Genomic DNA, 12,322 nt, shown 5'->3' on the forward strand with positions numbered 1-12,322 from the left:
GCAACACTCGTCGCGGCGTCGGCATGGTCGTTCCTGCAGGTCGCGAGCATGCTGTCGCGTCGACGGGTGGATGCCCTTCGACCACTGACCTGCACCTTAGAAGGCAGACTCAACAATGATGCATCTGATACAACAGGGATCGTGGTTACTCAGGCCCCTGGATCGGCACGTCTCGTACTGGCCCGCAACGTCATACATCTCGACCCCGCCCCATCAGTCTTCGACGCCATGAAGGAGGGCTGGGCCCGGCAGCAGTCGGCCCGGTTCCTGAAGGCGTCGACGATCGACCCGCGAATACGCCTGATCGAGCGGCTGGAGGAGTTCACGGGCCAGTACCCCTGGCAGTGGACGCCCGCCGAGGGTGAGGCGTTCATCGCCCACCTGCGAAGCGGGGCGAACCCCATTCAGATGTCGACGGCCCGCACCTACGAGGTGACGATCGAGCTGTTCCTGGAGTATCTGCTCGACGCCCGCTACGGCTGGCTGGACGCCTGCGCGGAGAGGTTCGGCGAGGTCCCGCAGCAGATCTTCCACGAGGGGAACTCGGTCCTCCACACGGTCGAGTACGAGGGCGACCCGCGCCGGCGTCCGCTGGACTACGACGAGATCCAGGCCCTCTTCGATGCCGCGGACGCCCGACCGGGAAAGATCAAGGCGCAGGGCCGCAAGGGTGCCCTGACGGCCCTACGGGACGCCGCGGTCCTCAAGACCATCTACGCCTTCGGCACCCGCCGGACGGAGTCGTCCAAGGTTGACCTGATTGACCTCCGCCGCAACCCCAAGGCTCCGGCTTTCCGCGGCTACGGCAGCATGATGGTCCGTTTCGGCAAGTCGTCGAAGGGGGCACCGCCCAAGCGACGCACCGTGCTGATGGTCCCGGAAATGGACTGGGCGGTCGACGTCCTGGACGAGTGGGTCACCGAGATCCGGCCGCACTTCTCACCCGGACGCCACCCGGCGCTCTGGATCACCGAACGGGTCGGCCGGCTGTCGCCGCGGTCCATCAACGACGCCTTCGTGGCGGCTCGCGAGGACGCTGGCCTCGACGAGGACCTCGACCTGCACTGCCTCCGCCACAGCTACATCACCCACCTGACGGAGTTCGGCTATCCCGCACGGTTCGTCCAGGAACAGGTCGGTCACTCCCATGCGTCAACCACGGCGATCTACATGGGGGTCTCCAACGAGTACCGGAACACGCTCCTGGCAGCATCGATGAAGAACCGACTGGGCGACGACTGGGACGTGATCTCGTGATCAAGAAGATGGGCTACCAGTGGCAGCTCCGCCAGCTGATGGCCGAGCGCCAGATGTTCCAGACTTCCGACCTGGTCCCGCTGCTGGCCGAACGCGGCATCACCCTGTCACGCGAACAGGTCTACCGGCTGGTGACCCAGCCGCCCCAGCGCATGAGCATGGACACTCTCGTCGCACTCTGCGACATCCTGCAGTGCACCCCCAACGACCTCATTAAGCCCGAGATCGTCAACGTCCAGCTCCGCAAGACCGCCGACGGGGACGCAGGTCCGCTGGAGCTCAAGCCCCGTCGGACCGTGATCCGCAGACCAGGGCAGTCGTGAAGCCATACGCGATACGCAGACAGCGCGAGCTCGAGCAGGCCCGCGCACGCCTGATCGCCTCCCTCCAGCGGGTGGCTGGACCATCACTGACGGCTGAGGAGGCCCAGACCGCCCTGGAGAAGGCCAAGGCGTGGGCTTCCGCCCCTGCGCGGGCCCTGGACGAGTACTTCACCGAGCACCCGAACGCGCTCACCGAGCCCTCACCCCACTGCCCTATCCAGGTCGTCCGGCTCCTCCAGCACCTTGAAGCCACCGGGCACGGCGACGCAGTCACCCAGCTGGCCTGCCCACGCTGCCACCGCACCGGCCTCCGCCTGACCCGACTCACTCCGGAAGGCCGATGCTGTGACTGGTGCGTCGCACGGACCGAGCTTCGGCCTTGCGCCCGCTGCGGCCAGAACGGCCACATCGTCACCCAACGCGAGGAAGGTCCCATCTGTCGCCACTGCTATCGCAGGGACCCGTTGTTCCGGAAAGACTGCGCGACCTGCGGGCATAACCGCCAGCCCAGCATCCGCCGTGAGGACGGCACCTTCCTCTGCTCCGACTGCAACCCCAACAAGCCCGAACACGAATGCATCCACTGCGGGGAGATGCGACCAGCGAACGCGATCACCGAAGAAGGACCGGTCTGCAAGCGCTGCTACGACTCTCCTCCTCGCCTCTGCGAGGTCTGCCAGCAGATCAAGCCGATCAGCCGCAAGCGTGATGGCGAGTCCCTGATCTGCGGCGATTGCCACCGCGGCCCCAAGCGAACCTGTGTCCAATGCGGTCAGGTCCAGCACGCATTCACCCGCAGGGACGGAGAGTTCCACTGCACCTCCTGCCGGCAAAGCCCATGGCTGCCCTGCGCCGATTGCGGCGAGGTCCGACCGGTGAAGGCCAACTGGCCTCTCGGCCCGGTCTGTGACACGTGTTACCAACGCCGAAGGCACCACCCAGCAGAGTGCGGCCAGTGCAGAACCCTCCGCTCGCTCATCGGACGAGCCGACGACGGGAAGGACATCTGTGGTCCCTGCTCGGGCAGCGACATCGACTACACCTGCCCCCGATGCGGCGGCCCCGGCGCCATTTACGCCGACGACGCTTGCGCCCAATGTGTTGCCAAGCACCGAGTCCGTGATCTCCTCAGCGACAAGGACGGTGCAGTCCACCCGCAGCTCCAGCCGCTCGCGGAACAGCTCTCCGCCGCCCACCCCAAGTCCGTCCTGATCTGGATAGGCCGCAGCGAAGCAGCCGGCCTGCTGGCGGGCCTCGCCGCGAAGCCGCAGGAGATCAATCACGAGCTTCTCGACGAACTGCCCCAGGACTGGCGAACCCTCTATATCCGCGAGCTCCTGGTCGCGGCGAACATCCTGCCCAAACGAACAGAGCACCTCGTACGTCTGCAGCTCTGGGTCAGGAAGGCACTCGCGGACCTGCCGCCGCACCATGCCCGCGCAGTCCGGCCCTTCGCTGAATGGGCCGTCCTTCGCACCGCCCGGCGTCGGGCGGACAAAGGCCGCTACACCCCCGGCTCCGCCAGAATGGACCGGCGAAGCATCCAGGCCGCGATCAAGTTCATGACCTGGCTCGACGGCAACTCGCTCACGCTCTCCGAACTCGGCCAGGAAGACCTCGACCTCTGGTTGACCACTCACCCCTCCCAGCGCAGAGAACTCGCGGCGTTCATCCGCTGGGCTGTCGCCCGCCGCCTGACTGGCAGGGTCACTATTGCCGCGACGAAGTACGGGCTGCCCGTCCGGTTCATGCACAGCGACGACCTCAACGAGCAACTTCGACGCTGCCTCAACGACGACAGCCTCCCCCTGGAAGCTCGCATCATCGGTGCCTTGACCAGCCTCTATGCACTACCCAAGACACGCATCGTCGAACTCACGACCGACCGTTTCCAGCGGGACGGCGACGACGCCTACCTCACGCTCAGGAAACACCCGGTCCTTCTCCCGCCGCGGCTTGCCGTCCTCATCGAACGACAGATCGCCCGCCCCAACCACTCCTCGGTCCTCCAGCAGCCGAACAACGGGGCACCTCGCTTCCTCTTCCCGGGCAGGCCACCGAGCCGCCCCCGAAGCGCCGATGCCCTGCACCACTACATGAGGCAGCACGGCCTCCTCGGGATCAGTGCCCGCAACACGGCCATGATGGAGGCGATCACCGACCTGCCACCGATCGTGGTCAGCGATCTCTTCGGCATCCACCCCAAAACCGCCTACGCCTGGTCTCAGTACGCCCAGAACGACTGGGCGGACTATCTCGAAGCCCACGCGGACGTCGGACCTACGACTCAGTGAGGTGCATCTTCCCGTCGGCGGTGAACCAGGCACGCTCCCCACCCAACACGTCTTTCATCATCCAGGCGAGCCGTTCCCGGCCCCCAACAGTGAGATCGAACGGGTCGGCGAGCTCTTCTCCGACGGTTGCGGAGACAGCGCGCACCCTCGCCGCCGGCTGACCACTAACCAGCAAGACGGCAGGCGGATCGAACTGGCGCGTCACGCGATGCAACGGCGTGAGCGGCTCGTGCATGGGAGCGATCTCATTCTCCTGAAGAAGATTCAGCATGCTCACCCGATGTCCGCCCGGCTCTTCAATCTCAACGGCATGGTTCAACACCGGCGCCTTCAAAGCGTCCGAAAGCAACTCCAAGGCGTCCACATGCCAGTCCTTGATCACCGTGACACGGCCCGTTGCAGAGATGCGGATCTTCATCAGTCGGCCTTCGACGTCCTTATCCGTCGGAGTACGCATCTCCAGAATGATCAGGCCATAGGTCTCGGCGATCTTCCGAGAGCCTCGTTGGAACCCAGTCACATGGACCATGACTCCAGTCGTCGGAATCGATCCATAGCCGACCTCCTCCACCACGCCCTTGAACGCGAGTGCGTCGTTCTGCTCCAGCGAGCGACTCTTGCGCCGGCATTCAAAGACAACCCGATGACTATGCCCGGATTCGACGGTGAACTCCCACAGCACGTCGATCTGGTGCGCTGAGGCGCGACCAGGCAGAACAACATCGTGCTCAAGCCGAGTCGTGGTCACCGGCGCCCGCTCAGCGATCCGCTCGACAAGGAGCTTTGTCAGCTGCTCGTACTCGGTTGAGTTCATCGAGCTGGTGCTGTCCACCATCAGCGCTACCTCGCAGGTCCTGGGTCTCGTTGCGAGCAGCAACCTACAACCGGCCGCCCGCCACGGAGAGGGGAATAGCGCAGGGGCGGAACACTGCCTCTTCACCAGTCGGCGACGCGCTGGTCGTCTGCGAGGTGAAGACCCGCAGGGGCGGTGGCTACGAGCACCCGATGGCCGCCGTCACCCCCGAGAAGGCGGCCAGACTGCGCCGGCTCGCCGAACACTGGATCCAGGCCCACGGCGGAGCCCCACCGGGCGGCGTCCGCATCGACCTGATCGGCGTACTGCTGCCCCGCCGGGGCGCCCCGTCCGTCGAGCACGCGCGGGGGGTGGCCTGAATGGCGTTCGCCCGTACGTGCTCGGTCGCCCTGGTCGGGGTCGAGGGCGTGGTCGTGGAGGTCCAGGCCGACCTCGAACCCGGCGTCGCCGCGTTCACCCTGGTCGGCCTCCCGGACAAGAGCCTGACGGAGAGCCGGGACCGGGTCCGGGCCGCGGTGGTGAACTCGGGCGGCGAATGGCCGCAGAAGAAGCTGACCGTCGGACTCAGTCCGGCCTCGGTGCCCAAGGCCGGCTCCGGGTTCGACCTCGCCGTCGCCTGCGCGGTGCTCGGCGCCGCCGAGCGCATCGACCCCCGGGTGCTCGCCGACATCGTCATGATCGGGGAGCTGGGCCTGGACGGCCGGGTCCGGCCGGTACGGGGCATCCTGCCCGCCGTCCTGGCGGCGGCCGACGCCGGATACGAGCAGGTGGTCGTGCCCGAGTGCGCCGCCGCCGAGGCCGCCCTGGTCCCCGGGGTGTCCGTGCTCGGCGTGCGCAGCCTGCGCCAGCTCATCGCGGTCCTGACCGACGAACCCGTCCCCGACGAGGTACCGCACGAGCAGGGCCGGCCCGACCCGCTCCTCGCCGGACTTCGGGTGCCGGGCGCGGGTGCCGCCACCGGCATGCACAGCACCGGCGCCGCACAGCACGACCAGGACCACGACCTCGCCGACGTCGTGGGACAGATCTCCGCCCGCACCGCCGTGGAGGTCTCCGCCGCCGGAGGCCACCACCTGTTCCTGGAGGGGCCGCCCGGCGCCGGCAAGACGATGCTCGCCGAACGCCTGCCCGCCGTCCTTCCCCGGCTCACCCGGGAGGAATCGCTGGAGGTGACGGCGGTCCACTCGGTCGCGGGACTGCTGCCACCGGGCAAACCGCTCATCGACGTCGCGCCCTACTGCGCGCCGCACCACTCGGCCACGATGCAGTCCCTCGTCGGCGGCGGACCGGGCTTCGCCCGCCCCGGAGCGGTCTCCCTCGCCCACCGGGGGGTGCTCTTCCTCGACGAGGCGCCCGAGTTCCGCAGCCAGACCCTGGACGCGCTGCGCCAGCCGTTGGAGTCCGGGCACGTCGTCATCGCGCGGAGCGCCGGCGTGGTCCGGTTCCCGGCGAGATTCCTCATGGTGCTGGCGGCCAATCCCTGCCCCTGCGGGCGGTTCTCGGTGCGCGACTCGCTGTGCGAGTGCCCCCCGTCGCTGATCCGCCGCTACCAGTCCCGGCTGTCCGGTCCGCTGCTGGACCGGGTGGACCTGCGCGTCGAGGTCGACCCCGTCACCCGGGCCCAGCTCACCGAACCCGGCGCCCGGGGCGAGTCCACGGCGACCGTGGCCCACCGGGTGCGGCAGGCCCGGGAACGGGCCGCGGCCCGCTTCGCGGGCCTCCCGTGGCGCACCAACAGCGAGGTGCCCGGCCGGGAGCTGCGCAGCCGGTACCAGGCCGTCACCGGGGCGATGGACGAGGCCGAACGCCACCTCGAACGGGGCGGGCTCACCGCCCGCGGCATCGACCGGGTCCTGCGCGTCGCCTGGACGGTCGCCGACCTCACCGGGCACGACCGGCCGGACGCGACCGACGTGGCCCTGGCCCTCCAGCTGCGCACCGGCGTCCCCCGGGGCGTGCCGATGGCGATCGGAGCCCTGACATGACCGCGGCGGCGGACCCCGGTGACGAACGCCTCGGGCGGGTCTTCCTCGCACGGGTGCTGGAGCCGGGGGACGAGACCGGCGGGCGGTGGGTGCGCGAGTTCGGGGTCGGGGAGGTGGTGGGGCGGCTGCGGTGCGACGGCCGGTCGCTGCCGGGGGTGAGCACCACCCGCTGGGCCGGGCTGGTCGCCCGGGCCGGGCGGGCCGAGCCGGCGCGGGACCTCGACCGGGCGCGTGCCGTGGGAGCGCGGTTCCTGTGCCCGGGGGACACCGAGTGGCCGCGGCAGCTCGACGATCTGGCGGATGCCCGGCCGGTCGGGCTGTGGGTGCGGGGCCGGCCGAGCCTGCGGATGTGGGCGCTGCGGTCCGTCGCCGTGGTGGGGGCCCGCGCGTGCACCGAGTACGGCACCCACGTGGCGGCCGCCCTCGCCTCGGACCTCGCCGAGCGGGGCTGGGTGGTGGTGTCCGGCGGCGCGTACGGTGTCGACGGCGCCGCCCACCGCGGGGCCCTCGCCGCCCGCGGCGCCACGGTCGCCGTGCTGGCCTCGGGCGTCGACCGGCCCTACCCGCGCGGCCACACCGCACTGCTCGACCGGATCGCGGAACAGGGTCTGCTCGTCGGCGAGTTGCCGCCCGGGGACCACCCCACGCCGAGCCGGTTCATCCTGCGCAACCGGGTGATCGCCGCCCTGACCCGGGGCACGGTGGTCGTGGAGGCCGCCCGGCGCAGCGGCTCTCTGGCCACCGCCCGGGCCGCACAGCGCCTCGGCCGGTTCACCATGGGCGTGCCGGGACCCGTCACCAGCGCCCTCTCCGCCGGCGTGCACGAGCTGCTGCGCGAGGAGGCCGCCCTGGTCACCGACGCCGGGGACGTCGTGGAACTGGTGGGCGACATGGGTGACCTGGCGCCGGCCCGGCGGGGTCCGGTCCTCCCGCGCGACCTGCTGGAACCGGCCGCCCGGACCGTGCTGGACGCCCTGCCCGGCGACCGCGCCGCCCCCGCCGGGGAGATCGCGCTCGGCGCCGGCACGACACAGGACGCGGCCATCGCGAGGCTGTACGAACTCCGAGCACTTGGATACGTCGAACGACACGGCGACGGCTGGAAGTTGACACGCCAGGCGGTGACCTCCGTCCGAAGCGGTCACCGCCCGTGCTGACCGAGCGTGTTCGGCCGTCCGGGGGAACCCCCGACGCCCTTGGAGTTTCCCGGAGTTGGCCCCGGACGCCGGTCACGCACAGCGAGCCGCGGACGGCGGTCGCCCGCCCCGCGGGAGCGCCCCGCGCACGGGTGGTGCCGCATTGTTCGCACACCGCGACTCCTCAGTCACGCTACGCTCACGAAATCGGTGGCGCAGACCGCGCCAACCGGCACCAGACCGACACCTCACCCAGTCAGCCCACTTCGGCCCACCGCTCCCACCTCGCAGCAAGTCACGGCACTTCACGGCAGAACGGCACAAGGCGACGAATGCCCCAGCACACCTCCGGGTCCGACCGGGCGGCGATCCCCCCAGCCGCCCGCGACGGTGGCGACGTGCGGCCGCCCGCTCCCTCGACGCTCGACGAGCTGTGGCGGTCGTACAAGGCGACGGGGGACGAACGGCTGCGGGAGCAGCTCATCCTGCACTACTCGCCGCTCGTGAAATACGTCGCGGGGCGGGTCAGTGTCGGCCTGCCGCCCAACGTGGAGCAGGCGGACTTCGTGTCCTCCGGCGTCTTCGGGCTGATCGACGCGATCGAGAAGTTCGACATCGACCGGGAGATCAAGTTCGAGACGTACGCGATCACCAGGATCCGCGGCGCGATGATCGACGAACTGCGGGCGCTGGACTGGATCCCTCGCTCGGTCCGGCAGAAGGCGCGCAACGTCGAGCGCGCCTACGCGACCCTGGAGGCGCGGCTGCGGCGGACGCCGTCGGAGAGCGAGGTCGCCACCGAGCTGGGGATGGAGGTCGAGGACCTGCACGCCGTGTTCAGCCAGTTGTCGCTGGCCAACGTCGTCGCCCTGGAGGAACTGCTGCACGTCGGCGGCGAGGGCGGGGACCGGCTCAGCCTCATGGACACGCTGGAGGACACGGCCGCCGACAACCCGGTGGAGGTGGCCGAGGACCGGGAGCTGCGGCGGTTCCTCGCGCGGGCCATCAACACGCTGCCGGAGCGGGAGAAGACCGTGGTCACGCTGTACTACTACGAGGGGCTCACCCTCGCCGAGATCGGCAACGTGCTGGGCGTCACCGAGAGCCGGGTCAGCCAGATCCACACCAAGTCGGTGCTCCAGCTGCGGGCGAAGCTGGCGAGCTTCGGACGCTGAGTCGCTCCCGTTCGCCCGGGCGCGTCCGTAAAGTGGTCGGCGTGCCAAGGATTCGAGCGGCCTCCGTGGCCGAGCACCGGTCGATGCAGCGAGCCGCCCTGCTGGACGCGGCCCGGACCCTGCTGTCCGAGGGCGGGACGGAGGCGCTGACCTTCCCGGCGCTGGCCGAGCGCACCGGGCTCGCGCGGTCGTCGGTGTACGAGTACTTCCGGTCCCGGGCGGCCGTGGTCGAGGAGCTGTGCGAGGCCGACTTCCCCGTGTGGGCGGCGGAGGTCGAGGCGGCGATGGAGCGCGCCGGTTCACCCGAGGGCAAGGTCGAGGCCTATGTCCGGCAGCAGCTGGCCCTGGTCGGGGACCGGCGGCACCGCGCGGTCGTGGCCATCTCCGCCAGCGAGCTGGACGCCGGCGCCCGCGAGAAGATCCGCGCGGCCCACGGGGGACTGGTCGCGATGATCGTCGAGGCGCTGGGGGAGCTGGGGCACGGTCAGCCCCGGCTGGCGGCGATGCTCGTACAGGGAGTCGTGGACGCGGCGGTCCGGCGGATCGAGCTGGGCGCGGCCGAGGAGCCGTCCGTGGTCACGGAGGCCGCGGTGACCATGGCCCTGCGCGGCATCCAGGGCTGACCCCACGACCCCGGCCGCCCGGACGCCCTCCACAACCGGGGTCGACCCCGGTCGCCCCGGCTTGCACGGCCGCGCACGGCCGGCGCGTGTCGCCTCCACGGCTCGCGCCGACCCCACCGCCTCGGTGGCGGGCGACCGGATCCTTGGGGCCGGCCCGGGGCCGTGAGCGGTGCGAGCGTCCGAGCGGTGAGACCGGCAAGTGTCCGCCCCTCACGGCACGCGTACCGCCTGAGCGACGCGCGCTGATCGCTCGCCGCGGTCGCCTCCATCGCCTCCCCGGGGGCGTCCCCCCGGGGGCCCACCGTCCCGCGCCTCTGCCGCGCATCCCATGCGCCCGTGCCGCAGGTGCTCATGGCTGCCGATCGCACCGCACCGCACCGCGCCCATGTGCCCGTGCCCTCGGGGCTCGCGCGGTCGCGGATGCGTGTCCCGGGTCGCCTGGGCGGTCGCAGGCTCGCGCCGCTCGTGCCCGCGGGTGCCGATCACACCCCACCGCGCCCGAGTACCCGTGCCGCCGTGCCTCGCGCGGTCGCGGATGCGTATCGCGCGTTGCCCCGGCGCCGCAGGCCCGCGCGGCCGGTGCTCGCAGACGCCGACCGCACCGGGCCGCGTCCATGCGCGCACCGTCGGACTCGCGCGGTCGGGGACGCGTGTCCCGGGTCGCCGGGGCGGTCGCAAGCTTGTGCGGCCGGTGGCGGGTGCCCATCACTCCCCACCGCGCAGGTGCCGATCACTCCGGACCGCGCCCATGCGCCCGCGCCGCCGGTGCCCGCAGGCGCCGACCACGCCCCACCGCCCCCATGCGTGCGGCCGGGGCTCGGGGTGCCGATCACGCCCCGGCGCACCTCGCCCCCTCCCCACCTCGCACCCCGCCCCCAGGTCCGGCCGGGCCGGTCCCGGTGGTGGCGGTCATGGCAGGGGGACGTTCAGTACCGGGAGGAGTCTGGACGGGGCTCGGCGCAGCAGCCATGGGGGCAGCAGGGCGAGCGGGTCCAGGTAGTCGCCGCCGCTCAGCGCGCCCCAGTGCACGCACGTCGTCCCTGCGCAGTGCGAGCCCGTCGGCTCGACCACCCCCACCACTCCGCCGGCCTCCACCTCGTCACCCTTGCGCACCGATGGGTGAACCGGCTCGTACGTGACCCGGACATCCGTTCCCGCCAGCTCCACCGACACCACGCCCTGCCCGGCCACCCGGCCCGCGAAGGACACCCGCCCCGCGGCCACCGCGCGTACCGGGGCACCGGCCGGCGCGGCGAGATCCACTCCCCGGTGCCCGGCGCCGTACACCGTGACCGGTGGTTTCCAGCCGCGCAGAACCGTCGGACGCACCCCCACCGGCCAGAAGCGCCCCACCACCGGCACCGGCGCCGGTGGTGGGGGCGGGGGAGTCGGCGGGCCGTCCGCCCGGGCCGGCGCGCACAGCACGACCGACACCGACGCGCACAGCAGAACCGGCCACAGCACCACGTACCGCATCACTCGTCGCATGCGAGAACGGTCCCGTGTCCGCCGCGGCCCCGCCGGACCCTGTGGACCACTCCCCGGTTGTGGACAGCGGCGTCACCCGGTACCCCGCCGGTCCCGTACACTTCTCATGGCGATCCGGGTCACCGGGTCGACTTCGCACGCCCCGGCACGGCACCCCGCAAGGGTTCGTGCCAAGCGCCCCTCGGTCCTTCGCGGCACGGCGCAACGCGGGCGTCAGGCGCGACCGCCGTCCGGCGGACGCGGCACAACCGAGAACACCAAGGAGAACGGCCATGGCCGTCGTCACGATGCGGGAGCTGCTGGAGAGCGGCGTCCACTTCGGTCACCAGACCCGTCGCTGGAACCCGAAGATGAAGCGCTTCATCTTCACCGAGCGCAACGGCATCTACATCATCGACCTGCTCCAGTCGCTGTCGTACATCGACCGCGCCTACGAGTTCGTCAAGGAGACCGTCGCCCACGGCGGCACGGTCATGTTCGTCGGCACGAAGAAGCAGGCGCAGGAGGCCATCGCCGAGCAGGCGACCCGCGTCGGCATGCCCTACGTCAACCAGCGCTGGCTGGGCGGCATGCTCACCAACTTCTCGACCGTCTACAAGCGCCTCCAGCGCCTGAAGGAGCTCGAGCAGATCGACTTCGAGGACGTCGCGGCCTCCGGTCTGACCAAGAAGGAGCTGCTGGTCCTCTCGCGCGAGAAGGCCAAGCTGGAGAAGACCCTCGGCGGTATCCGCGAGATGCAGAAGGTGCCCAGCGCCGTCTGGATCGTGGACACCAAGAAGGAGCACATCGCCGTCGGTGAGGCCCGGAAGCTCAACATCCCGGTCGTCGCGATCCTCGACACCAACTGCGACCCCGACGAGGTCGACTACAAGATCCCGGGCAACGACGACGCGATCCGCTCCGTCACCCTGCTCACCCGTGTGATCGCCGACGCCGTCGCCGAGGGCCTCATCTCCCGTTCCGGCGTCGCCACCGGTGACAAGGGCGAGAAGGCCGCGGGCGAGCCGCTCGCCGAGTGGGAGCGCGACCTGCTCGAGGGTGAGAAGAAGGACGAGGCTCCGGCCGCGGAGGCCGCCGAGTCCGCGGAGGCCGCCCCGGCCGCCGAGACCGAGGACGAGGCTCCGGCCGCGGAGGCCGCCGAGTCCGCCGAGGCCGCTCCGGCCGCCGAGGCCGAGGCTCCGGCCGAGGGCGAGAAGGCCGCCGAGGGCGAGCAGGCCTGACGCCGGT

Annotated in this window: 10 protein-coding genes and 1 pseudogene; 9 read left to right on the forward strand and 2 right to left on the reverse strand. The window is 70.9% G+C overall.

The window, feature by feature from the left end:
- The first annotated feature begins 228 nt into the window (after window positions 1-228).
- The 3 genes from ACIQVT_RS26865 to ACIQVT_RS26875 are packed head-to-tail and all read left to right on the forward strand — an operon-like array spanning window position 229 to window position 3,874.
- Entirely contained in the window at window positions 229-1,257 is a 1,029-nt protein-coding gene (locus tag ACIQVT_RS26865) for a tyrosine-type recombinase/integrase (RefSeq protein WP_403759167.1), read from the forward strand.
- Window positions 1,254-1,580, forward strand: coding sequence for a helix-turn-helix domain-containing protein (locus ACIQVT_RS26870; RefSeq protein WP_389598114.1), 327 nt, complete (start codon window positions 1,254-1,256; stop codon window positions 1,578-1,580). Before ACIQVT_RS26865 ends, ACIQVT_RS26870 begins: the two co-directional genes overlap by 4 nt.
- Window positions 1,577-3,874 carry an XRE family transcriptional regulator gene (locus ACIQVT_RS26875; RefSeq protein ID WP_403759171.1) on the forward strand — a complete coding sequence of 766 codons (2,298 nt, stop codon included), beginning with the start codon at window positions 1,577-1,579 and terminating at the stop codon, window positions 3,872-3,874. Before ACIQVT_RS26870 ends, ACIQVT_RS26875 begins: the two co-directional genes overlap by 4 nt.
- Here ACIQVT_RS26875 and ACIQVT_RS26880 read toward each other — a convergent pair.
- Entirely contained in the window at window positions 3,861-4,709 is an 849-nt protein-coding gene (locus ACIQVT_RS26880) for a hypothetical protein (RefSeq protein ID WP_403759174.1), read from the reverse strand. The two genes, ACIQVT_RS26875 and ACIQVT_RS26880, sit on opposite strands and share 14 nt — an antisense overlap.
- Before the next feature lie 110 nt (window positions 4,710-4,819).
- Between ACIQVT_RS26880 and ACIQVT_RS26885 the strand changes: the two are divergent.
- The 5 genes and pseudogenes from ACIQVT_RS26885 to ACIQVT_RS26905 form a co-directional block, all read left to right on the forward strand.
- Window positions 4,820-5,047 (forward strand): annotated as a pseudogene (locus ACIQVT_RS26885) (YraN family protein); the annotation flags it as partial.
- Window positions 5,048-6,673: a YifB family Mg chelatase-like AAA ATPase gene (locus tag ACIQVT_RS26890; protein WP_403759177.1), complete on the forward strand. Its 1,626-nt coding sequence runs from the start codon at window positions 5,048-5,050 to the stop codon at window positions 6,671-6,673.
- Window positions 6,670-7,830: a DNA-processing protein DprA gene (dprA, locus tag ACIQVT_RS26895; protein ID WP_403759180.1), complete on the forward strand. Its 1,161-nt coding sequence runs from the start codon at window positions 6,670-6,672 to the stop codon at window positions 7,828-7,830. The genes ACIQVT_RS26890 and dprA overlap by 4 nt, the downstream gene beginning before the upstream one ends.
- Before the next feature lie 311 nt (window positions 7,831-8,141).
- The gene (gene whiG / locus ACIQVT_RS26900; protein ID WP_403759183.1) at window positions 8,142-8,984 is read left to right on the forward strand and encodes an RNA polymerase sigma factor WhiG; all 843 of its coding nucleotides are present in this window, start codon (window positions 8,142-8,144) and stop codon (window positions 8,982-8,984) included.
- 65 nt (window positions 8,985-9,049) lie between these two features.
- Window positions 9,050-9,607, forward strand: a complete 558-nt coding sequence (locus tag ACIQVT_RS26905) for a TetR/AcrR family transcriptional regulator (RefSeq protein WP_403759470.1) — start codon at window positions 9,050-9,052, stop codon at window positions 9,605-9,607.
- Between the two features lie 909 nt (window positions 9,608-10,516).
- Here ACIQVT_RS26905 and ACIQVT_RS26910 read toward each other — a convergent pair.
- The gene (locus tag ACIQVT_RS26910) at window positions 10,517-11,083 is read right to left on the reverse strand and encodes a peptidoglycan DD-metalloendopeptidase family protein (RefSeq protein ID WP_403759472.1); all 567 of its coding nucleotides are present in this window, start codon (window positions 11,081-11,083) and stop codon (window positions 10,517-10,519) included.
- A gap of 284 nt (window positions 11,084-11,367) precedes the next feature.
- Here ACIQVT_RS26910 and rpsB point away from each other — a divergent pair, with 284 nt between their 5' ends.
- Entirely contained in the window at window positions 11,368-12,315 is a 948-nt protein-coding gene (gene rpsB, locus ACIQVT_RS26915) for a 30S ribosomal protein S2 (RefSeq protein WP_403759186.1), read from the forward strand.
- Window positions 12,316-12,322 lie beyond the last annotated feature (7 nt).

It is taken from the genome of Streptomyces sp. NPDC100445, from assembly GCF_044759735.1.
GTDB lineage: Bacteria > Actinomycetota > Actinomycetes > Streptomycetales > Streptomycetaceae > Streptomyces.